The 20,257-nt window shown below is 72.5% G+C and carries 18 protein-coding genes; 9 read left to right on the top strand and 9 right to left on the bottom strand.

The features are described from left to right. Positions 1-94: 94 nt before the first annotated feature. From AC3RJ6_RS00300 to AC3RJ6_RS00290, 3 genes are all read right to left on the bottom strand, one after another. The gene (locus AC3RJ6_RS00300; RefSeq protein ID WP_491424838.1) at positions 95-676 is read right to left on the bottom strand and encodes a hypothetical protein; all 582 of its coding nucleotides are present in this window, start codon (positions 674-676) and stop codon (positions 95-97) included. A 66-nt stretch (positions 677-742) separates the two neighbouring features. Continuing rightward, entirely contained in the window at positions 743-2,647 is a 1,905-nt protein-coding gene (locus AC3RJ6_RS00295) for a vWA domain-containing protein (protein ID WP_491424837.1), read from the bottom strand. 145 nt (positions 2,648-2,792) lie between these two features. Then, on the bottom strand, positions 2,793-3,527 hold the full coding sequence (locus AC3RJ6_RS00290) for a hypothetical protein (RefSeq protein ID WP_491424836.1): 735 nt from the start codon (positions 3,525-3,527) through the stop codon (positions 2,793-2,795). 75 nt (positions 3,528-3,602) lie between these two features. On the opposite strand from AC3RJ6_RS00290, the gene AC3RJ6_RS00285 reads away from it, so the two are divergent. Continuing rightward, positions 3,603-4,202, top strand: a complete 600-nt coding sequence (locus tag AC3RJ6_RS00285; protein ID WP_491424835.1) for a MarR family winged helix-turn-helix transcriptional regulator — start codon at positions 3,603-3,605, stop codon at positions 4,200-4,202. Between the two features lie 3 nt (positions 4,203-4,205). Here the strand turns inward: AC3RJ6_RS00285 and AC3RJ6_RS00280 are convergent, their stop codons facing one another. The 3 genes from AC3RJ6_RS00280 to AC3RJ6_RS00270 all read right to left on the bottom strand — a co-directional run bounded on the left by AC3RJ6_RS00280 (position 4,206) and on the right by AC3RJ6_RS00270 (position 7,947). Then, entirely contained in the window at positions 4,206-5,651 is a 1,446-nt protein-coding gene (locus AC3RJ6_RS00280) for an MFS transporter (RefSeq protein ID WP_491424834.1), read from the bottom strand. A gap of 88 nt (positions 5,652-5,739) precedes the next feature. Further along, a complete protein-coding gene (locus AC3RJ6_RS00275) occupies positions 5,740-6,672 on the bottom strand; it encodes a serine protein kinase RIO (RefSeq protein WP_491424833.1) in 933 nt (310 codons plus the stop codon). A 207-nt stretch (positions 6,673-6,879) separates the two neighbouring features. Next, on the bottom strand, positions 6,880-7,947 hold the full coding sequence (locus AC3RJ6_RS00270; protein ID WP_491424832.1) for a LacI family DNA-binding transcriptional regulator: 1,068 nt from the start codon (positions 7,945-7,947) through the stop codon (positions 6,880-6,882). Positions 7,948-8,102: 155 nt separating this feature from the next. Here AC3RJ6_RS00270 and AC3RJ6_RS00265 point away from each other — a divergent pair, with 155 nt between their 5' ends. From AC3RJ6_RS00265 to AC3RJ6_RS00230, 8 genes are all read left to right on the top strand, one after another. Next, positions 8,103-9,176 carry a C45 family autoproteolytic acyltransferase/hydrolase gene (locus AC3RJ6_RS00265; protein WP_491424831.1) on the top strand — a complete coding sequence of 358 codons (1,074 nt, stop codon included), beginning with the start codon at positions 8,103-8,105 and terminating at the stop codon, positions 9,174-9,176. Beyond that, complete coding sequence (locus AC3RJ6_RS00260; RefSeq protein WP_491424830.1) at positions 9,176-10,852, top strand: amidohydrolase; 1,677 nt, start codon at positions 9,176-9,178, stop codon at positions 10,850-10,852. Before AC3RJ6_RS00265 ends, AC3RJ6_RS00260 begins: the two co-directional genes overlap by 1 nt. Further along, on the top strand, positions 10,849-11,859 hold the full coding sequence (locus AC3RJ6_RS00255; RefSeq protein WP_491424829.1) for an ABC transporter permease: 1,011 nt from the start codon (positions 10,849-10,851) through the stop codon (positions 11,857-11,859). The genes AC3RJ6_RS00260 and AC3RJ6_RS00255 overlap by 4 nt, the downstream gene beginning before the upstream one ends. Next, positions 11,856-12,737 (top strand): ABC transporter permease, encoded by an 882-nt coding sequence (locus AC3RJ6_RS00250; RefSeq protein ID WP_491424828.1) that lies wholly within the window; start codon positions 11,856-11,858, stop codon positions 12,735-12,737. The genes AC3RJ6_RS00255 and AC3RJ6_RS00250 overlap by 4 nt, the downstream gene beginning before the upstream one ends. After that, positions 12,734-13,849: an ABC transporter ATP-binding protein gene (locus AC3RJ6_RS00245; RefSeq protein ID WP_491424826.1), complete on the top strand. Its 1,116-nt coding sequence runs from the start codon at positions 12,734-12,736 to the stop codon at positions 13,847-13,849. Before AC3RJ6_RS00250 ends, AC3RJ6_RS00245 begins: the two co-directional genes overlap by 4 nt. Then, entirely contained in the window at positions 13,846-14,643 is a 798-nt protein-coding gene (locus AC3RJ6_RS00240) for an ABC transporter ATP-binding protein (RefSeq protein WP_491424825.1), read from the top strand. The genes AC3RJ6_RS00245 and AC3RJ6_RS00240 overlap by 4 nt, the downstream gene beginning before the upstream one ends. 31 nt (positions 14,644-14,674) lie before the next feature. Continuing rightward, positions 14,675-16,321: an ABC transporter substrate-binding protein gene (locus AC3RJ6_RS00235; protein ID WP_491424824.1), complete on the top strand. Its 1,647-nt coding sequence runs from the start codon at positions 14,675-14,677 to the stop codon at positions 16,319-16,321. A 116-nt stretch (positions 16,322-16,437) separates the two neighbouring features. Further along, on the top strand, positions 16,438-17,022 hold the full coding sequence (locus AC3RJ6_RS00230) for a TOPRIM nucleotidyl transferase/hydrolase domain-containing protein (protein ID WP_491424823.1): 585 nt from the start codon (positions 16,438-16,440) through the stop codon (positions 17,020-17,022). Positions 17,023-17,070: 48 nt separating this feature from the next. Here AC3RJ6_RS00230 and AC3RJ6_RS00225 read toward each other — a convergent pair whose 3' ends face one another. The 3 genes from AC3RJ6_RS00225 to AC3RJ6_RS00215 are packed head-to-tail and all read right to left on the bottom strand — an operon-like array spanning position 17,071 to position 20,201. Next, complete coding sequence (locus AC3RJ6_RS00225) at positions 17,071-17,862, bottom strand: sulfite exporter TauE/SafE family protein (RefSeq protein WP_491424822.1); 792 nt, start codon at positions 17,860-17,862, stop codon at positions 17,071-17,073. Next, the gene (locus AC3RJ6_RS00220) at positions 17,859-19,406 is read right to left on the bottom strand and encodes a gamma-glutamyltransferase family protein (RefSeq protein ID WP_491424821.1); all 1,548 of its coding nucleotides are present in this window, start codon (positions 19,404-19,406) and stop codon (positions 17,859-17,861) included. The genes AC3RJ6_RS00225 and AC3RJ6_RS00220 overlap by 4 nt, the downstream gene beginning before the upstream one ends. A 36-nt stretch (positions 19,407-19,442) precedes the next feature. Next, positions 19,443-20,201 carry a sulfite exporter TauE/SafE family protein gene (locus tag AC3RJ6_RS00215; RefSeq protein WP_491424820.1) on the bottom strand — a complete coding sequence of 253 codons (759 nt, stop codon included), beginning with the start codon at positions 20,199-20,201 and terminating at the stop codon, positions 19,443-19,445. Between the last annotated feature and the right edge of the window lie 56 nt (positions 20,202-20,257).

Raw genomic sequence — 20,257 nt, 5'->3', positions numbered from 1 at the left:
GGCGATATTATCCCGCGCCCCCGCGAGCGCCAACGAGATGACTCCGTGCGGCGCACCGCCGGGGCATCCCGTCGGTGCGCGGGCGGGCATCCGGTCAGCCCGTCGAATTGAGCATGCCGACGAGCACCGCCGTCCACCACGCGACCTGCGAGACGACCGCGCTCGCGATGAACGCGAAGCGCACGCGCGGGCCGAGTGCGCGGAACCGGGTGCGAGCGGGCAGCCGTGCGAGCTCGAACGTCCAGCGGGTGAGCGCGACCCCGTTGAGGCTCAGCACGAGCACGGCGACGAGCTTCACCTGCGTCATCGGGCTCTGCAGGTTCGGTTCGAGCAGCGCGCCGCTCGCGAGCAGTCCGGCGAGGCCGACCCACACCGGCAGCACGAGGGTGCGGTCGGCCTGGCGGAGCTCGCGCACGTCGCTCCACTCGGTCATCCAGAGCAGGCCGTGCCAGTCGATCATGAGCACGGCGCCGAAGCCGACGATGAGCGACGCGAGGTGCACGAAGAGCACGGCGGTGTGGAAGCCCTCGGGCAGGTCGACGAACGTGCTGACCCAGATGCTGAGCGCCCACGCCACGACCACGCCCGTGTAGGCGAGTGCCCGCCGGATGCGCCGGCGGCGCTGCTTCTCCCGAAGCGTCATCCGAACGGGGATGACCACCGGTTGCTCAGACATGGCGCTCGCTCTCGCCCTCGGGTTCGGGCGGGGATCAGAATACCCCCGCCCGACCCGTCGGCGGGATCAGAAGCTCGTGACCAGTTCGCCGAGCACCGAGGTGATCTTCGTCGGGTCGGTCGCGTCGTAGAACTGCGCGCCCGTCGCGGTCGAGATCTCGCGCAGTGTCTCGGTGTCGGCGTTGGCGCCGTACGCCAGGGTGAACACGAGCACCGGGCTGTCGTCTTGGAGCTTCTCGAGGTTCGCGAGCATCTGCTTCTTCGAGGTCGGGCTCGGCCCGAGCGTCTCGTTCTTGCCGTCGCTCAGCAGCACGATCGCGTTGATGCGTTCGGGGTCCCACTCGTCGGCGCGCTGCTTCGCGAACGTGTCGACCGCGGAGTACAGCGGCGTGAACTCGATGGGCTTGAGCGCGCCGAGCGCGTCGAGGAACTTCGTGCGATCGGTGCGCGCATCGGCGATCGGGCTCACGAGGCCGGGCGTGATCGGGCCGGCGTCGATCGCGCTGAACCCGGCGAGGCCGACGTTGTCGCCCTTCGAGAAGTGACCGAGCGCCTTCTCGATCGCGGCCTTCGCGGCCTTCAGCTTGGTGTCGCCGGTCGCGATCTTCTCCTCCATCGAGCCCGACACGTCGACGAGGAAGAGCACCTCGGCGCGCTTGCGCACGTCGGGGAAGGTGCTGTCGATCGCGGCGATCATCTCGCGACCGGGGAAGGCGAGGGCGCCCTCGGGGCGCTCGGGCAGGCGCCCGACCTCGCTGACGACCGGGTCGAGCTCGCCGTTCAGGTCGTGGTAGCCCGAGGCGCGCACGATCTGCTGCCCCTGCTTCGTGCTCGCGAACCGCAGCAGGTCGGCGCCCGCCTCCTTCTCGGAGGCGTCGACCCAGGGGCCGGTCAGCACGGTGAGGGGGTTGTCGGCGACGTAGTAGCCGTCGCTCGGGTAGATGGGTACGAGCTGCTCGTCGGGCGGCGTCGACTCGGCGCGCGCGACGCCGTCGGGGCTCGTGATGCCGCGGTTGTAGTCCCACACGGTCTTCTCGTCGAGGATGACCGCCGAGAGGAAGTCGGCGATCGACCCCTCCTGTTCGGACAGCCGCGCCTGTGCGAGGAAGCGCTCGGGCGTCGCCATGTAGTGGCTGGTCGCGAGCTCGTCTTTTCTGACCTCGTTCATGACGTCGGTCTTGCGGATCTGGCTCGTCGTGAGCTCGGGTACCGAGCCGGCCTCGGCGCCGAACTCGGCCAGCATCGCGGCCTGGCCAGAGCTCGCCATCAGCGGGCTCGTCTTGCCGAGCTTGAACGTGCCCCACTCGGGGTGGCTGAGCCAGCTCCACGTGGCGTCGTCGCGCGCGGCGTTGAACACGTCGTTCCAGGTGGGCCGGGTCTCGCTCCAGCCGATCGCCTCGGCGAGCGGCTCGGGCATCGCGAGCACGATCGCCGATGACGCGACGCTCGTGCCCTCGGTCGGCACGTTCGCCGCGCCGCCGGAGTCCTGCGCGACGGCGAGCCAGGAGCTCGCGTCGGGCAACCACACGGTCGGCTTGTCGTCGGCGGCGACGCCCGGGAAGCCGCCGGCCGCCGCCGTCGCCGCGGCGCCCGAGTTCTCCTCCGTGACGACCGCGTCGACGCAGCGCCCGTCGACGCTTCTCGGTTGCGCGTTGTAACCCTCGACGAGACGCGTCACGAGCTCGGAGTTCTCGCTCGACGAGAGCACCGTGAGCGAGATGCACGGCTTCTTGCCGTCTTCGGCCGAGGGCTGGTCGTCGGGGAAGACCCCGGGCTCGGCGGTGGTCGACGCGAACGGCGTCGGCCCCGACGTGTCGTTGTTCCGGGCGGTGAGCACGACCGCGGTCGCGACTCCGCCGCCGACGAGTACGAGCGCGAGGCTCGCGCCCGCGATCATCCACACGCGGCGGCGGCGTCGCTGCCGGTTCTGCCGTTTCGAGCGGTCGCGCAGGTCGGTGGCAGCGTCGGGCATCGTTGCGTCCTGGGGGTGGGAACGGGCGTGGGGGCGGGTAGGGGTCAGGCGATACTATCCTGCACCAGTCGTGCGGCCAACGGGGATGCCGCGGCGAGATGTTCGCCGCGGCATCCCCGTCGGTTCGTGGAATCGAGCGGGTCGGTCACGACCGGCGTTCGCCGTGCGGGCCGACGGGACGGTGGTCGTCGAGGTGCACGTGCACGTGGACGTGCCGGTCGGGGCGGCCGTGGTGACCGTGGGGGTGACCGTCGTGGGTGCGTCCGCGGCCGCCGCACGAGTCGTCGTGACCGTGGTGGCCACGGTGATCGTGCGATGCGCGCTCGTGGTGGTCGTGCGGCGCGTGGCCCTGGTGGCCGTGGTCGTGACCGTGGTGGTCGTGACCGTGGTGGGCCCGGCCGTGATGGCCGCGGCCCCGGTGTCCGCGGTGCGACTCGGGGCGGCGGCGGGGCATGCGCTCGCCCTCCTGCCAGCCGAGCTCGCGCGCGACGGCCTCGAGCGTCGAGAGCGTCGTCTCGAAGTCGTCGGCCGGAACGGCGCCGGCCACGCGCGATCGCAGCGCGGTCACGCGCTCGAGGAGCGCGGCGTACGACGCCTCGCCCTCCTCGGTGAGCCGGGGTGCACCCGGTTCGTCGGTGACCCAGCCGCGCTCGACGAGCGGCGTGAGGCGCTCGGGGTGCGCGGCGAGCTTCGCGAGAAGGCGGTCGTCGTCGACGGTGCCGGCGATGACGTTGAGCCGTCGCCAGTCGCGACGGGTGATGCCCTCGTCGGCGAAGAGCTCGAGCATGGCGTCGTCGAGCTTGCGGTCGACGACCCGCAGCCAGTAGCCGATGGGCCGACGTGCGGGGTCGGGGATCTGCAGGTTCTCAGGGGTGGTCATGGTGGTTCCTTTCGTGGCGCGGCAGCGCCGAAGTCATTTGCATGTCGCATGACATGTATATGTACAATGACATACATGAACGCGGCGAGTCAAGTCCCTCCCGGCGAACGTCCAGGGGCGGGCGGGCGCGAGCTCGAGGCATCCGACCCGGTCGAGGCCGTCGAGGCCGCCCTCGTGGCGATGCGACGCGACCAGGGCCGGCGTCGCCTCCAGCACCGGGCCGCGAACGGCGGCCATCACCACGGGCACGCCCCGCACGATCACGACCATCACGGCCTGCACGACCGGGACGCCCCCGGCGCGCCGCAGCGACGCGGTCGAGGGGGTCCGGGGCTCGCGCAGGCGGCGCGGTTCCGCCTGCTCGACGCGCTGGAGGCGGCGCCGCAGCCGCCGTCGGTGAGCGAGCTCGCCGACGCGATCGGGGTCGACCAGCCCCGTGCGAGCCGGCTCGTGCAGGCGGCCGTCGAGGCCGGCCACGCGCGGCGCGAGGTCGATCCGTCGGACGCGCGGCGCAGTGCGATCGTGCTGACCGCGTCAGGCCGGCGGGTGCTCGAGGGTGCCCGCGACACCCGTCGTGGCGCGGTCGAGACCGCCCTCGCGGGCTTCACGCCCGACGAGGCCGCCGAGTTCGCCCGGCTGCTGACGCGCTTCGTCGCGGCCTGGCCGCGCGACTGAGCCTCAGCGCACCGATGCGGTGGCCGACTCGGGCACCTTCACGTAGAGCATGAGCACGAAGCCCGCCGCGACGACGATGATGATGCCGAGGATGCCCCAGTACGTCGCGCCGAACAGCGCGATGAACAGCGACCACAGCATCGGCGAGAGGAAGCTCGCGGCCCGGCCGGTCGTCGCGTAGAGGCCGAAGATCTCGCTCTCGCGGCCGGCGGGGGTGACCCGCGCGAGGAACGATCGCGACGCCGCCTGCGCCGGGCCGACGAAGAGCGTGAGCGCGAGCCCGAACACCCAGAAGACGACCTTGCCCGCGTCGTGCAGGAAGAACACGAGCGACCCGGCGACGATGATGCCGCCGAGCGCGGTGAGGATGACGGCGCGCGGGCCGAACCGATCATCGAAGCGGCCCGCGAGGATGGTCGAGAGTCCCGCGAGCAGGTTCGCGGCGATGCCGAAGATCAGCACCTCGTTCGACGAGAAGTGGAACGCGACCGCCGCGATGACCGCACCGAATGCGAACACCCCGGCGAGCCCGTCGCGGAACACCGCGCTCGCGAGCAGGAACCAGAACGTCGGCCGCGAGTCGCGCCACAGCGCCCCGATGTCCTTCACGAGCACGACGTAGCTGCGCCAGAAGCCGACGCGCTCGCCGCGCGGGGCGGGCGGCGCCTCGGGCACGTAGACGAGCACGGGCCACGCGAAGAGCAGGGTCCACACCGCGCACCCGAGCGCGATCACGCGGAACGCGAGGCCGTCGTCGGTCGGCATGCCCCACCAGTCGAACTGCGTCGCGACGACGACGAGCACGAGCGCGATGATGCCGCCGATGTAGCCCAGGCCCCAGCCGAGCCCCGAGACCTTGCCGACGGTCTTCGGCGTCGAGACCTGCACGAGCATCGCGTTGTAGTTGACGCCGGCGATCTCGCTGAACACGGTGCCCGCGGCGATGAGCGAGACCCCGAGCAGGAAGAACGCGGGCTGGCCCTGCACGAAGAACAGCCCGACCATGCACGCGACGAGGAGGGCGGTCGCGCCGCCGAGCCAGAGCTTGCGCCGGCCGGCGACGTCGGCGCGCTGGCCGAGCACCGGGGCGAGCACCGCGATCAGGATGCCCGCGATCGTGATCGCCCAGCCGAGGCCCGAGGCGAGCTCGGCGAGCCCGCGCTCGTAGACCGGGTCGCCCTCGCCGAGCTCCGCGACCGCGGGCTCGAGGAACGTGCTGCTCGTGAGGTACAGCGCCGTGAACACGAACGTGAGGATGACCGAGTTGAACGGCTGCGTCGCCCAGTCCCACAGCGCCCACGAGAACACCTGGCGGCGCGGGATGCGGCGCCCCTCCTGCATCTGCAGGCCCATCACGCGAATGGCGCCGCTCTGCGCGGTGGCCGGGGGCACGGGCACGGATGCCTCGGGCGAGGCGCCGGCGGCAGGGGCGTGGTTCGGGTCGGTCATGTGGGCAGTCTCCCGGCGTCCGGTGAACGGGTGGTGTCGGCGCGCACCGGTCGGGCCGATCCGCGTCGATCGAGTGCACTGTACCGCCTCAGAACGCCACCATGCCGACGAGTTCGCCGAACAGCTCCTCGGGGTCGCACTCGAGGCGCTGCCTCGTGAACCACGAGCACACGTTGACGCAGTCGCGGTGCAGCAGGTCGAAGCCCTGCGGGTTCGCGATGAGGTCGACGACCTGCGGCAGGTCGATGACGACGACGCGCCCGTCGTGCACGAGCAGGTTGTAGGGCGAGAGGTCGCCGTGCGCGAGCCCGCCGGCGGCGAGCACGTGCATGAAGTCGACGATCTGGTGGAACAGCTCGCGCAGCTCGTCGGGCGTCGCGCGCACCTGGGCGAGCCGGGGCGCGGCGACACCGCGGTCGTCGCCGATGAACTCCATGAGCACCTCGGTGCCGGCGACCTGCACGGGGTAGGGCACCGAGGCGCCGAGCTCGGTGAGGCGCGACAGCGCCTCGAACTCGGCGTACGCCCACTGCACCTTCGCGACCTCGCGGCCGAAGGTCGTGCCCTTCGCGACGGCGCGGGCGTCGCGACTGCGGCGGGTGCCGCGGCCCTCGGTGTAGATCTGCGACCGGTGGAAGTCGCTGTGCTCGGCACCGCGGTAGCGCTTGGCCGCGAGCAGCACGGCGTTGCCGGGCGCACTCGGGTCGGCGCCGGGCACGGCGCGTTCGATGAGGAACAGGTCGGCCTCCTTGCCGCTCTTCACGACGCCGAGTTCGGTGTCGATCGCGGCGGCGGAGGTGACGAGCCAGTCGGGTCGCGGCTCGGGGCCGCGCTCCGACGGGGTGGTGGCCGGCCAGGTCGACCAGCGCTGGTCTTCGCCGGGTTCGACCTCCTGGAAGGCGAGGTCGCCCGCGTCGAAACGCGGGGTCGCGGCGGGGCGCGGTGTCGTGGCCGGGCGCGCCGAGAAGGGGCGCGCCGTGAGGGGCTGGGAATTCGCGCGCGAGTTCACGATGGAACGCACGACGGTGGTCTCGTCGAGTGACGACGTCAGATGCAAGGTGGTTTCTCCGAAGAACGCGGAGGCCACCGCCGCGGTCTGCGGCTAGCGGGCGGCCTCGCTGGATGAAGGGATCTCGAGGGGCATGGTGAAGACAGCCATGGTCATCTCTCCTCTCCTTCACCCGGATGCTCCGGGGCGTCGCCGCGTGATCGACGCAACTTCGGCAGTCTAGGGCCGATCGGGCTCCGCGTCCAGAGTCCGTTCGATTCGGCGCCGCGTCGACGCGCGCGGATGGAACTTCGCCGACGCGAGCACCGGGCCCGCGCTCGGGCGCCCGGCGATGCGGGCTTCGAGCAGGTCGAGCAGGGCCGCCGAGGTCGCGCGCGAGCTGAGCTCGAAGGCCGAGACCGCGGGCCGGCTGTGCCTCGCGTGCTCGGAGTCGGAGGCCGCGACGACCATGACGTCGTCGGGCACGTGCAGCCCGGCTTCGCCGAGGCGGGCGACGAGGCCGGCCGCATGCCGGCCGGTGCCGCACAGCACGGCGTCGGGCAGCGGCCGTCCGTGCGCCGCGGCCTCGAGCAGGCGATCGGCGGCGACGCGGCCGCCCGGCTCGCCGTCGCGCTCGGGCACCCGGTCGACGAGTGCGTCGAGCCCGTGCTCGGTGCACCACTCGAGGTAGGTGAGCTCGGCGTCGATGTTCCACGAGTTCTCGCCGGTGCCGCGCACGAGGGCGAAGGTGCGGCCGCCGGCCGCCAGCATGTGGTCGAGTGCCCGCCGCGTCGCGGCCGGGCCGTCCTCGGCGGCCCAATCGGTGAACTCGGGCCGGTCGGGGTCGCGGCCGAGGGTGACATAGGGGATGCCGCGGCGCTCGAGCAGGGCGACGACCGGGTCGTCGACGTGTGGCAGGTCGATGATGTAGCCGTCGAGCCCGAGGGCGAGGGGCGGGATCGGGGGCTTGGTGAGGTCGGGCACGAGCATCACGCTGAGGCCGCGGGTCATCGCCTGCGAGCTCGTCTCGCCGATGAAGCGCGCGAAGATGTCGACGCCCTCGGGCGCGTAGTCGCCGAGCAGGTCGAGCGAACGGATGACGAGCCCGATCGCGCCGACCGACGAACGCCGCAGGCCCCGCGCGAGCGCGTCGGCCTGGTACTCCATCTCGTCGGCCACCGCGCGCACCCGCGCCCGGGTGGCGGCGCTGAGCGTGCCCGTGCCGTTGAGCGCCATCGACACGGCCGCGATCGACACCCCGGCCTTCCGTGCGACGTCGCGGATGGTCACCCCGCCGGCCCTGGCCATCGCCGCCCTCCGATCCGGCCCGTTGCCGCCTCGTTCGAGATCGTGACGGAGATTTCCGCCGCACCGATTGTATAAAACGTTTTACGCGCCTAGCGTGATCCGCGCCACGTCGAAGTGCCCGGCGTGAAGCAATCAACGGAGACCGAGAACACGCGATGAAGCTGCATCACCTGACCACCCAGACGACCGACCCGGCCGAGCGCGGCCGCGCCATCGGACGCCTCTACGGCGGGTTCATCCGGCAGTCGAGCGAACGCTACCTCGAGCACTTCGCCGTGCTCGGAGTGCCCGACGAGCAGGTGCGCGCCATCGTCGACCGCAGTCGTGCGGCGCTCGAGGCGTGGGCCCCGGCGCTCGTGATCGAGTCCGATGCCACCGCAGCGGCCGCGGGCCTCGAGCCGTGGCAGGCGTTCGCGGTCGGTGCCCGCACCGAGGTGCTCGCCGTCGCCCCGTCGGCGGGCGAGGGCGAGTGCTCGACGGCCGTCCGCGTGCCGGCGAGCGGCGCTCCCGAGACGATCCAGACCTGGGACTGGCACGACGAGCTCGCGACCGACGGCCTCCTGCACCGCTTCGCGACCGAATCGGGCCGCGAGGTGAAGCTCTTCACCGAGTTCGGCACGGCCGCGAAGATCGGCGTCAACGACGCTGGCCTCGGACTGCACTTCAACATCCTCGCCCACCGGAGCGACAGCGACGCGGGCGGGGTGCCGGTGCACGCCATCGCGCGGCGCATCCTCGAGGAGGCGACGACGGTCGACGAGGCGCGCGCGATCGCGGCCTCCGCCGAGGTGAGCGCGTCGACGGTCTTCACCGTCGTCGCGTACCGCGACGGCGCCGGCGAGGCCGCGAGCATCGAGGTGACGCCCGCGGGCGTGGGCGTCGTGCGCCCGAACGCCGAGGGCTGGCTCGTGCACACCAACCACTTCCTCGACCCCGTGCTCGCCGCGGGCGACACGATGCGCGAGGAGTCGACCACGCGCGAGCGCTACGCCCACACGGTCGCCGCCGGCGCCGCGATGGCGGGTCTCGGGTCCGAGCGCCGGGCCGCCGCGTTCTGCGGGGCCGACGGCGCGTCCGCCCCGATCTGCATGCGCCCCGACACGTCGAAGCCGCTGCACGAGCAGTGGGGCACCCTGCTCACGATCGCCCTCGACCTGCCCGCGTTCGAGCTCGCCGTGCACGCCGGCACCCCCGACGAGGTCGCCGCGAGCGGACTGGAGCGATTCTGATGACCGCCGAGCTCTACCTGAACGCGCGCGCCTTCACCGCCGACGAGCGCCGCAGCGCCGAGGCCTTCGTCGTGGTCGACGGCCGGTTCGCCTACGTCGGCGACGAGGCATCCGCCCGCCGTATCGCGGGAGCCGACGCCCGGGTGACCGACCTGGAGGGCGCGACCGTGCTGCCCGGCTTCGTCGACGGGCACGCGCACGTCGTCGGCACCGGCGAGGCCGCCGCGCAGGTCGACCTCTGGGGTGCCGACGATCTCGGCGAGATCCAGCGCCGGGTCACCGCCTGGGCCGAGGCGCACCCCGAGGCGCCCCGCATCCGCGCGCAGGGGTGGAACCACGGCATGCTGCCGGGCGGCGTGCCCGACCGGGGCATGCTCGACGCCGTCGTCGCCGACCGGCCCGTCTACGCGCAGGCCTACGACTTCCACTCGATCTGGCTCAACAGCGCTGCGCTCGCCGAGGCCGGCATCGACGACGACACCGTCTCGCCTCCGGGCGGCGCGGTGCACCGCGACGCCGACGGGCACGCCACCGGATACGTCGACGAGACCGCCATGCACCGGCTCGTGTGGCCCGTGCTCGACGCGCTCGTGACCGACCTCGACCGCGACGAGGCGCTCGCCGCCGCGCTCGGCGGCTACGCCGAGACGGGCGTGACCGCGACGACCGACATGGCCCTCGACGAGGGCGATCTCGCCGCCATGGTGCGCGCCGACGTCACGGGCACGCTGACGACCCGCATCGTCGCGCACTGGCGGGTGCAGCCCACGGGCGACGAGGCGCAGAACCTCGCGCAGGTGGCCCGGGCGGCGGAGCTCGCGGGCCTCCACCGCGGGGAGTTCCTGCGGATCACCGGCATCAAGGTGCTCATCGACGGCACGGTCGACGGCTGCACCGCCGCGGTCGGCCTGCCCTACGCCGACGGGTCGAGCGCCGACCCCATCTGGAGCCTCGCCGAGCTCACGCCCGTCGTGATCGCGGCCGACGCCGCGGACCTCCAAGTCGCGATGCACGCGATCGGCGACGAGGCGATCCGCATCGCCATCTCCGCCGTCGAGCAGGCGATCACGGCCAACGGGCCGCGCGAGCGGCGCCACCGCATCGAGCACCTCGAGGTCGTCGGCCCCGACGAGATCGCACGGCTCGCCGCCATCGGCATCACCGCCAGCATGCAGCCCGTGCACGCCGACGCGTCGATCCAGGACAACTGGCGGGCCATGCTCGGCGACGACCGCGTCGACCGCGGCTACCCGTGGCCCGAGATGACCGACGCCGGCGCCCCGCTCGCGTTCGGCACCGACTCGCCGACCTCGCCGCACCCCCCGCTCCCGAACATGTTCGTCGCCGCGACGCGCCGCTCGGCGCTCGACCCGACGCTGCCGCCCAACCTGCCCCGGTACGCGGTGCCCCTCGCCACGGCGATCGAGCACGGCACGCGGGATGCCGCGTGGGCCTGCCGTGCCGAGCACGAGTACGGCCGGCTGGCCGCAGGGCTCCACGCCGACTTCATCGTGCTCGACCGCGACGTGTTCGCGACGCCGGTCGACGAGCTGCTCGAGGCCCGCGTCGTGCGCACCGTCGTCGGCGGCCGCACCGTCCATGAACTCGCGCCGGCCGCCGTGGCCGGCCACCCGAGCGACGAGGAGGTCGCCGTGAACCGACAGGATTCGGCATGAGCGAGACGACCGCGGTCGCCGCGCAGGCCGTCGCGCGCAAGCGCGGCGCCGGGTGGGGCACCGCCCGATTCATCGGAGGCCGTGTCGTCGGCCTCCTCGCGACCCTGTTCGTTGCGAGCCTCGTCGTGTTCGGCGCCCTCTACGCGGCGCCGGGCAACCCGCTGACGTTCCTCACCCAGGGGCGCTCGATGAGCCCCGAGGCGGTCGCCATCATCGAGGAGCAGTACCACCTGAACGACCCGATCTGGCAGCAGTACCTGCTGTGGCTCGGCGGCGCGCTGCACGGCGACTTCGGCACCTCGATCATCTTCAACCAGCCCGTGTCGTCGGTGCTCGCGGCCCGGGCGCCCGCGTCGATCCTGCTGATCGTCATGGCGGCCGCCGTCGTGCTCGTCGCGGGTCTCGCGATCGGGGCGTTCGCCGGCCTGAAGCCCGGCATCCTGTCGCGGTCGACGATGGCCGGCGCGACGGCCGTGATGGCGGTGCCGACGTTCGTCGCCGCGGTCGTGCTGATCCTCGTCTTCGCGGTGCAGCTGGGCTGGTTCCCAGTGTTCGGCAGCGGCATCCCCGGCATCGACGCGGTCTACCACACGGTGCTGCCGGCCATCGCGCTGGCCCTCGCGTCGGTCGCGTTCGTCGCCCGGCTCACCCAGCAGGCCCTCCGTCAGGAGCTCTCGGCCGACCACGTGCAGACCGCGATCAGCCGCGGCATGCCCCGGCGCATCATCGTGCGCAAGCACGTCGTGCGCAACGCGGCCATGCCCGTGCTCACCGTCGCCGGCCTCACGATCGCCGGCCTCATCGCGGGCAGCGTCGTCATCGAGCAGGTGTTCCAGCTCGGCGGGCTCGGCCAGCTCCTCGTCTCGAGCGTGCAGCAGAAGGACTTCCCCGTGGTGCAGGCGATCTGCCTCGTGTACGTCGCCGCGTTCATCGTGCTCAACACCCTCATCGACCTCGCCTACGCGCTGCTCGATCCGCGCGTGACCCCCGGAAGGACGAACTCATGAGCGCCGTCGCCGACAACGTCGCCGTCGAGGCCCGCATCGTCCGGCGCAACGCGCGCCGCCTGCGCCACGCCGGCGCGCTCGGCGCCTCGGGCTGGACCGCAGTCGCCGCCCTCGTCGCGATCGTGTTGATGGCGATCGTCGGCCCGTTCCTCATCACCGCCGACCCGAATGCGGTCGACCTCTCGGCCGCGTACCAGGGCTCGAGCGCCGCGCACCCGCTCGGCACCGACGCGAGCGGGCGCGACCTGCTCGCCCGGCTCGTGATGGGCTCGCGCACCGCGCTCGTCGGCCCGTTCCTCGTCGTCGCCGCCTCGACCGTGCTGGGCGTCGCGATCGCGCTCGCCGCGGTGTGGTTCGGCGGCTGGTTCGACTCGGCCGTGGTGCGCGTGATCGACGCCATCTTCGCCTTCCCGGGCCTGCTGCTCGCGATCCTCGCGACGGCCCTGTTCGGCGCGGGCCTGCCGGCCGCGGTCGCCGCCCTCTCGATCGCGTACATCCCCTACATCGCGCGCATCGTGCGCAGCGCGGCCCTGCGCGAGCGCAACCTGCCGTACGTGGCGGCGCTGCGCGTGCAGGGCGTTCGCGGCTTCTGGATCTCGACGCGGCACATCCTGCCGAACGTCGCCGGGCTCATCGTCGCGAACGGCACCCTCGCCTTCGGCTTCGCACTGATGGACCTCGCGGGGCTGTCGTTCATCGGGCTCGGCGTGCAGCCGCCCACCGCCGACTGGGGCGCCATGGTCGGCGCCGGCATGGCCGGCATCCTGCAGGGCCACCCGCAGGAGGCGCTGTACGCGTCGGCCCTCATCGTCATCACCGTCGCCGCCGTCAACGTGCTCGGCGACCGGCTCAACGAGCGATCGGAGGCCCGCGCATGACCGCACCCCTGCTGAGCGTCGAGCACCTCACCGTGCGCCTGCCGGTGAAGGGCGAGCTGCGCACCGTGCTGCGCGACGTCTCGTTCGAGCTCGAGGCGGGCAAGACGCTCGGCCTCGTCGGCGAGTCGGGCTCGGGCAAGTCGATGACCGTGCGCACCATCGCGCGCCTCCTGCCCGACGGCGCCGACGTACGTGGCCGCATCGGCTTCGACGGCGCCGACGTGTTCGACCTGCGCGGCGAGGCGCTGCGCCGCTACCGTGCGAACGACGTGTCGATGGTCTTCCAGGACGCGCGGGCGCACACGAACCCCGTGCGCCGCATCGGCGACTTCCTCACCGAGGCGCTCATCGTCAACGGCGGGACGTCGCAGCGCGACGCGAACGCGAGGGCGGTGCAGCTGCTCGCCGACGTGGGCATCCACGACCCCGAGCGGCGGCTGCGGCAGTACCCGCACGAGCTCTCGGGCGGGCTGCTGCAGCGCGTCATGATCGCCGCGTCGGTCGCGGTGCGGCCGCGCCTCATCCTCGCCGACGAGCCGACCACTGCGCTCGACGTGACGACGCAGGCCGAGGTCATGGCGATCCTCGGCCGCATGCAGGCCGAGTACGGCATGGCGATGCTCTTCATCACGCACGACCTCGAGCTCGCGGGCGCCGTCTGCGACGAGACGGTCGTGCTCTACGCCGGCCAGGTCGTCGAACGGCAGGCGTCGTCACGGCTCCACCGCGACCCGCTGCATCCGTACACGGCCGCCCTCGTGCAGACCCGCCCCGAGATCGATCACCGCGCCGAGCGACTGCCCGCCATTCCCGGCCACCCGACGACCGCGTACGAGGCGCCCGACGGCTGCGCCTTCGCACCCCGGTGCCGATTCGCCCAGGACGCGTGCCGTGCCGCGGTGCCGCCGCTCCTGCAGATCGGCCGGCCGGGCGAACCGCCGCAGGGCGACACCCGCTGCATCCGCATGCCCGAACTGCACGGCCGGATGCTGAGCGACACGGTCGGTCGAGTAGCGACGAAGGAGCGTATCGAGATCACCGACACCGGGCGTGGCCTCGATACGGCGCTGCGCGCCTACTCGACCGACGAGAACGAGGAGGTGACCTCGTGACCGCACTGCTGCAGGTCGAGGGGCTGACCAAGCGCTTCGGCAGGGGCGCGACCGAGACGACCGCGGTCGACGGGGTGGGCTTCGCGCTCGCCGAGGGCGGCTCGCTCGGCATCGTCGGCGAGTCGGGGTCGGGCAAGACCACCACCGCCCGCATGGTCATCGGCCTCGAGACGCCGAGCGCCGGGACCATCCGCTTCCGCGGCGAGGACCGCACCCAGCCCGCCCGATCCGTGAAGGCGCTGCGCGAGCGGGGCCGGAACATCCAGATCGTCTTCCAGGACCCGTACACCTCGCTCGACCGACGGCAGCGCATCGGCGACTGCCTCGCCGAGGTGCTCGGCGTGCACTTCCGGCTCGGGCGCGATGAGACGAAGCGCCGCGTGCGCGAGCTCGGCGACCTCGTCGGCCTCGACGAGCGCCAGCTGAACTCGCTGCCGAAGGCGCTCTCGGGCGGCCAGCGGCAGCGCGTCGCGATCGCCCGGGCCCTCGCGGCCGAACCCGAGATCCTCATCCTCGACGAGGCGGTCTCGGCGCTGGACGTGTCCATCCAGGCGCAGATCCTGAACCTCCTCCAAGACATCCGGGAGGAGCGCGGCGTGAGCTACCTGTTCATCAGCCACGACCTCGCCGTGATCCGCCAGGTGTGCGACGACACGATCGTCATGCGTCACGGCGCCGTCGTCGAGCAGGGCCGCACGGCCGACGTGCTCGACGACCCGCAACACCCCTACACCCGGCTGCTGCGCGACAGCGTTCCGCGCGACGGCTGGGACCCCGCCACCATCCGATCCTGACCCCCCACACCGAGAAACCAGGAGCACCGCCATGCACATCACCACGAGGCGCACCCGCGCAGCCGCCGCCGGCGTCGGCCTGCTCGCCGTCGCCGCACTGACCGCCTGCACCGCCGGCGGCTCGACGACGTCGCCGAGCCAGGGCGCCGACGAGCTGACCACCTTCACCCCCGCCGCGACGAGCGAGGTCGACAAGGTCACGTGGAACGTCTTCCAGGGCGAGCCGCAGACCATCGACCCGTACCGCTCGGCCGACTACACGCCGAACATGATCAACTCGAACATGTGCGAGACCCTGCTCGCGCAGACCCCCGAGTTCGAGATCGAGCCGAACCTCGCGACCTCGTACGAGAACCCCGACCCGTTGACGTGGGTGTACGAGCTGCGCGACGACGTGACGTTCTGGGACGGCACCCCGATGACGGCCGACGACGTGGTCTACAGCCTGAACCGCAACCTCACCGACCCGACGAGCTTCTACAACTACCTCTACTTCAACGTCGAGTCGATCGAGAAGACGGGCGACCACCAGGTCACCGTGCACCTCAAGAACCCCGACTACCTGTTCAACGAGGAGCTCGCCAACTACGCCGGCGTCGTCGTGCAGCAGAAGTTCGCCGAGGAGGCGGGCGACGCGTTCGGCGCCCCCGACACGGGCGTCATGTGCACGGGACCGTTCCAGTTCGAGAAGTGGACCCAGGGCCAGTCGATCACCGCGACGCGGTACGACGGCTACTGGGACGAGAAGCGCCAACCGAAGGTGAAGGAGATCGAGTTCACCTTCCTCACCGATGACGCGGCGATCACGTCGGGCCTGCAGTCGGGGCAGCTCGACGGCACCTTCGGCGTGCCCGTTTCGGGCGTCGCGCAGCTGAAGGCGTCGGGCGTCGGCAACTACTACACCGGCCCCGCCCCGCTCGAGACGACGCTCGTGCTCGCGAACCCCGACGGCCCCGCGGCGAACGCCGAGGTGCGCAAGGCGCTGCAGCTCGCGATCGACTGGAAGGGCATCGGCACCCAGGTCTACGGCGGCCTCGGCACGCCGTCGGCGCTGCAGACGCCGCCCGCGGCCTACGGCTTCGCGAAGGACCAGCTCACCGAGTACGCCGACTCCGTCGCGACCGACGGCACCCCCGACCTCGACGCCGCGAAGGAGATCGTCGACGGGCTGCCCGCCGACGTGAAGGCCGACTCGATCAGCCTCGTCGTGCCCCAGCAGGCCGAGACGCAGCAGCTCGGCGTCGCGATCAAGGACGCGGCCGACAAGATCGGCCTGAACTTCGAGCTCGAGGTCGTGCCGGCCACCGGCTACTCGAACTACCTCTACGACCCCGCGACCCGCGGCGACACCGACCTGCTCTACACGCAGTTCTGGCCGGGCGTGCCGAACCCCCTCGACTGGATCGCGGCGACCGCGGTCACGGGCGGCCTCTTCAACCAGTCGGGCTACAGCGGCGTCGACGACCTCTACTACCAGGCGGTCGCCACCGAGGACGAGGCCGAACGCTCCGACCTCGTCGTGCAGATCGAGGAGACGCTCCACGACGAGATGGGTCCGATGTTCCCCGGCGTCGCGCTCGACAACGACGTCTTCATGAACACGCGCATCACCGGTGCGCCCGCCGCGTTCGCGTACACCTACTACCCGTGGGCGGCGTTCCTCGGCGGCACCGAATGAGTCGGTCGGTCGAGTAGGCGCGCAGCGCCGTATCGAGACCACCCCGCGAAGGGCCCGGCCACCCGGCCGGGCCCTTCGCCGTACCCCCGTCGCGTCACCCCGAGTAAGGTCGGCACATGCGCGATCTCGTGCTCGTGGAGGCCTCCACCGTGGTGCTCGTCGAGGGTGAGAGCGACCGGCTCGCCCTCGAGACGCTCGCCGCGCGCCTCGACGCCGACCTCCCGGCCGCCGACGCGGCCGTCGTGCCGATGGGCGGCGTGACGAACCTGCGGCACCACCTCGCGGCGCTCGCACTCGAGGCGGAGCCCCGCCGGGTGCTCGGGCTCTTCGACGCCGCCGAGGTCGCCTACGTCCGGCGTGTCGTCGACGACGCCCGACTCGGGGTGCCGGGCGCCTCGCTCGAGGCGACGGGGTTCTTCGCGTGCGAGCCCGACCTCGAGGGCGAGCTCATCCGGGCGCTCGGCGCCGAGCGCGTCGAGGAGCTCCTCGCAGAACACGGCGAGCTCGGTCGGTTCCGCACGTTCCAGCACCAGCCGTTCCAGCGCGAGCGCGCCGTCGAGGCGCAGCTGCACCGGTTCATGGGCACGCACGCGGGCCGCAAGGCCCTGTTCGCGCCGATCATGGTCGGCGCACTCCTGCCCGATCGCATCCCCTCGGCGATGTCGGCGCTCATCGCCGAGGCGGTCGACGGCGGCCGCTGAACTCGGCGAGCGGCATCCGGTCGGCCGTCAGGGCAGTGGGCAGGAGCCTCAGGCCCGGGTGGCCCGCCGCGCCTTCACGTGCTTCTGGATGAGCTGCCACGCGGCGAACGCGAGCAGCAGCGAGAACGCCACGTTCGAGGCGAACGGCGTGATCGCCTGCGCCGTGAGCGTGCCGAGCGGCGAGACGAGGCAGGCCGCGATGCCGATCGCCGCGGCCATGCGCAGGTCGACGTTGCCTCGGCGCAGGTTGCCGACCGTGCCCGAGATCGATCCGGGCACCATCATCGCGAGCGAGGTGCCCTTGGCCACGAGGTCGCTCGCGCCGAAGAAGAACATGAGGATCGGCACGAGGATGATGCCGCCGCCGACGCCCATGAGCCCCGACAGCACGCCCGTGAGCACGCCGACCGCGACGAGCAGGGCCCCGGTGAGCACATCGAGCTCGATCGCGGCGTCGCGCTGCGGCACGACGAGCCAGAGGCTCACGCCGACGACCGCGAGGAAGGCGAGGAACGACCAGAACAGGATGTCGCGGGGCAGGCGCGCGAGCAGCCAGGTGCCGAGCTGCGCACCGACGACGACGCCGATCGCGATGAGCGCCGCGGCGATCCAGTCGACGTGCCCGGTGACCCCGTAGCTGATCGCGCCGACGACGGCGGTCGGCAGGATGGCCGCCGTCGAGGTGCCAGCGGCGAGCCGCTGGTCGACGCCGAGCAGCATCAGCAGGGGCACGACGACGACTCCGCCGCCGACGCCGAAGAGGCCGGAGAGGTACCCGGCGACGATGCCGATGCCGATGAGCGCGAGGAGGGGGCGGCGATCGGTCTGCTCGACGGTCATCGTGCGTCCTCCTCGACCTCGACGACGACGGCGGAGCCGTCCGACCTGGGGTCGCTCGCGGCGTCGAGCCCGTCGGCGGTCACCCGGATCAGGTTGGAGTGCCCGAGGCCCTCGTCGCGCGGCCGCACGACCTTGACCGCGAACCGCGCGTCGGCGTCGAGCGCCGCGCGGGCAGGGGCCGCGACATCCGACTCGGTCGTGACGGTGGTCGCCGTGTCGCCGTCGTCCTGCACGCCGACCACCCAGCGCGGGGCGCTCGTCGCCTCGATCGCGGAGGCGCCCGCGAGCGTGCGGAGCAGCAGGTGCGCGTGGATCTGCGGCTGCGCCTGGCCGCCCATCGTCGCCTGCGCCTGCAGCAGTTCGCCGTCGCGCAGCACGAGCACGGGCATCAGCGTGTGCGGCGGTCGCAGGCCGGGCGCGAAGGCGGCGGGGTGCGCGGGGTCGAGCGAGAACGAGGTGCCGCGGTTCTGGAACAGGATGCCGGTCGCGGGTTCGAGCACGCACGCGCCGAAGGCCCAGTACACCGACTGCACGAGCGAGACGGCCCAGCCGTCGGCCGAGACGGCCGTGAGCCCGACCGTGTCGCCGAGCGCGGGCCGGCTGTCGGGCGACTCGGCCGGTGCATCGACCGTGATGAGCTCGACGCCGTCGAGCGGTGCGACATCGGGGTCGCAGAGCCAGGCCGCGCGCACGCGGTTCGCCTCGTGGAACAGTGCGGCCAGCTCAGCCGAGTCCGTGCCGAGCGGGTCGCGGAGGCCGCGCGCGGCGACGCCCTTCACCGTGCGGAGCAGCGAGAAGCCCTGCGTGTTCGGCGGGGCGGTGACCACCTCGACGCCGAGCGCCTCGAGGCGGAGCGGGTCTTCGACGACCGGGCGGTAGGCCGAGGCATCCCGCGCGGTGATGCGGCTGCCGAGGGCGGCGAGTCCGGCGATCCAGCGCGCGGCGACCTCGCCGTCGTAGAACTCGTCGGGCCCGCGCTCGGCGAGGCGATCGAGCGTGTCGGCGAGCGCCGGTTGCACGAGCGGCGCGCCCTCGTCGAGCGGTGCCCCGCCGGGCAGGAACAGCTCGCGGCAGCCCGGGTCGGCCGCGAGGGCACCGCGATCGTCGCGGATGGCGCGACTCACCGAGAGCGCGGTCGGCACGCCGTCACGCGCGTGGCGCCGGGCGGCCTCGAGCCGGTCGGCCCAGTCGAGCCGGCCGCCGAGCTCGGCGAGCGCCTGCCAGCCGCGCACGCCGCCCGGCACCGTGATCGTGTCGACGCCGCGCTTCGGCAGGGCGTCGCCATGCCGTTCGCGGAGGGCGTCGATCGTCTGGTCGGCCGGGGCGCGGCCGGTGGCGTTGACGAAGCGGATCTCGCCGTCGGGGTTCCGCACGAGTGCAACGAGGTCGCCGCCGAGGGCGACGTTGTTCGGGTAGACCACGCAGAGCGCCGCCGCGGCGGCGATGGCCGCGTCGATCGCGTTGCCGCCCGCCCGCAGCAGGGCGGCACCCGCCTCGGTGGCGAGGTGGTGCGAGGTGGCGACGGCGCCGGGCTGCGTGATCATCTCGTCCTAGCCTGTCAGATGGATCTTCGGCGCCGGTCAGCGCACCAGGAACCACACGAGCGCCGCGACGCCGATGACGACGATCACGACCCGATACGCCGTCTGCGGGATGTACCGCCCGTAGCGGCCGCCCAGCGCACCACCGACGAACGCCCCGATGGCGATGGCGAGGGCGGCGAGCCACGCGACCTGGGTCACGAGCACGAACACGATGGCGGCGGCGAGGTTCGCGGTCGCGGCCATCGCGTTCTTGTAGGCGTTCGCCCGCACGAGCGTGCCCGACATGGTGATCGAGAGCAGCGCGATGAGCAGCACCCCCTGGGCGGCGCCGAAGTAGCCGCCGTAGACGGCCGTGAGTCCGGCGACGGCCATCGTCGCGGCGGGGTGATCATGGTGTTCGGCCTGGCCGTGCAGCCGCGCGGTCCAGCGCCGGATCCACGGCCCGAAGACCACGAGCAGCAGGGCGAGCACGATGAGCACCGGCACGATCATGTCGAACGCCTCGGTCGGCAGCTGCAGCAGCAGGAGCGCGCCGGTGACGCCGCCCGCGGCCGAGAAGCACAGGTAGAGCGCGAGCCGCCGCCACTCGCCGGCGAATGCCGAACGACCGACGATCGTCGCCGTCAGCGAGGCGGGCAGCACGCCGACGTTGTTCGTGACGTTCGCGAGCACCGGCGGGTAGCCGAACGCGAGCAGCATGGGGAAGGTGACGAGCGAGCCCGACCCGACCACCGAGTTGATCATGCCGGCGACGATGCCGCCGCCCGTGAGCACGAGGAATTCGACGGGGTTCATCGGGCGGTCACGGTTCGGCGCATCCATCGATTCAATCAGGCCGGATGCCTCCGGCT

The sequence above is a fragment of the Agromyces cucurbitae genome (assembly GCF_058349945.1).
The sequence above is the reverse complement of the archived record's forward strand: the minus strand, read 5'-3'. Positions and strand labels throughout refer to the sequence as shown.

Bases quoted from the DNA above. Each gene is read 5' to 3' on its own strand.
- AC3RJ6_RS00300 (WP_491424838.1), bottom strand. From the start codon at position 676: ATGTCTGAGCAACCGGTGGTCATCCCCGTTCGGATGACGCTTCGGGAG.
- AC3RJ6_RS00295 (WP_491424837.1), bottom strand. From the start codon at position 2,647: ATGCCCGACGCTGCCACCGACCTGCGCGACCGCTCGAAACGGCAGAAC.
- AC3RJ6_RS00290 (WP_491424836.1), bottom strand. From the start codon at position 3,527: ATGACCACCCCTGAGAACCTGCAGATCCCCGACCCCGCACGTCGGCCC.
- AC3RJ6_RS00285 (WP_491424835.1), top strand. From the start codon at position 3,603: ATGAACGCGGCGAGTCAAGTCCCTCCCGGCGAACGTCCAGGGGCGGGC.
- AC3RJ6_RS00280 (WP_491424834.1), bottom strand. From the start codon at position 5,651: ATGACCGACCCGAACCACGCCCCTGCCGCCGGCGCCTCGCCCGAGGCA.
- AC3RJ6_RS00270 (WP_491424832.1), bottom strand. From the start codon at position 7,947: ATGGCCAGGGCCGGCGGGGTGACCATCCGCGACGTCGCACGGAAGGCC.
- AC3RJ6_RS00265 (WP_491424831.1), top strand. From the start codon at position 8,103: ATGAAGCTGCATCACCTGACCACCCAGACGACCGACCCGGCCGAGCGC.
- AC3RJ6_RS00260 (WP_491424830.1), top strand. From the start codon at position 9,176: ATGACCGCCGAGCTCTACCTGAACGCGCGCGCCTTCACCGCCGACGAG.
- AC3RJ6_RS00255 (WP_491424829.1), top strand. From the start codon at position 10,849: ATGAGCGAGACGACCGCGGTCGCCGCGCAGGCCGTCGCGCGCAAGCGC.
- AC3RJ6_RS00250 (WP_491424828.1), top strand. From the start codon at position 11,856: ATGAGCGCCGTCGCCGACAACGTCGCCGTCGAGGCCCGCATCGTCCGG.
- AC3RJ6_RS00245 (WP_491424826.1), top strand. From the start codon at position 12,734: ATGACCGCACCCCTGCTGAGCGTCGAGCACCTCACCGTGCGCCTGCCG.
- AC3RJ6_RS00235 (WP_491424824.1), top strand. From the start codon at position 14,675: ATGCACATCACCACGAGGCGCACCCGCGCAGCCGCCGCCGGCGTCGGC.
- AC3RJ6_RS00230 (WP_491424823.1), top strand. From the start codon at position 16,438: ATGCGCGATCTCGTGCTCGTGGAGGCCTCCACCGTGGTGCTCGTCGAG.
- AC3RJ6_RS00225 (WP_491424822.1), bottom strand. From the start codon at position 17,862: ATGACCGTCGAGCAGACCGATCGCCGCCCCCTCCTCGCGCTCATCGGC.
- AC3RJ6_RS00220 (WP_491424821.1), bottom strand. From the start codon at position 19,406: ATGATCACGCAGCCCGGCGCCGTCGCCACCTCGCACCACCTCGCCACC.
- AC3RJ6_RS00215 (WP_491424820.1), bottom strand. From the start codon at position 20,201: ATGAACCCCGTCGAATTCCTCGTGCTCACGGGCGGCGGCATCGTCGCC.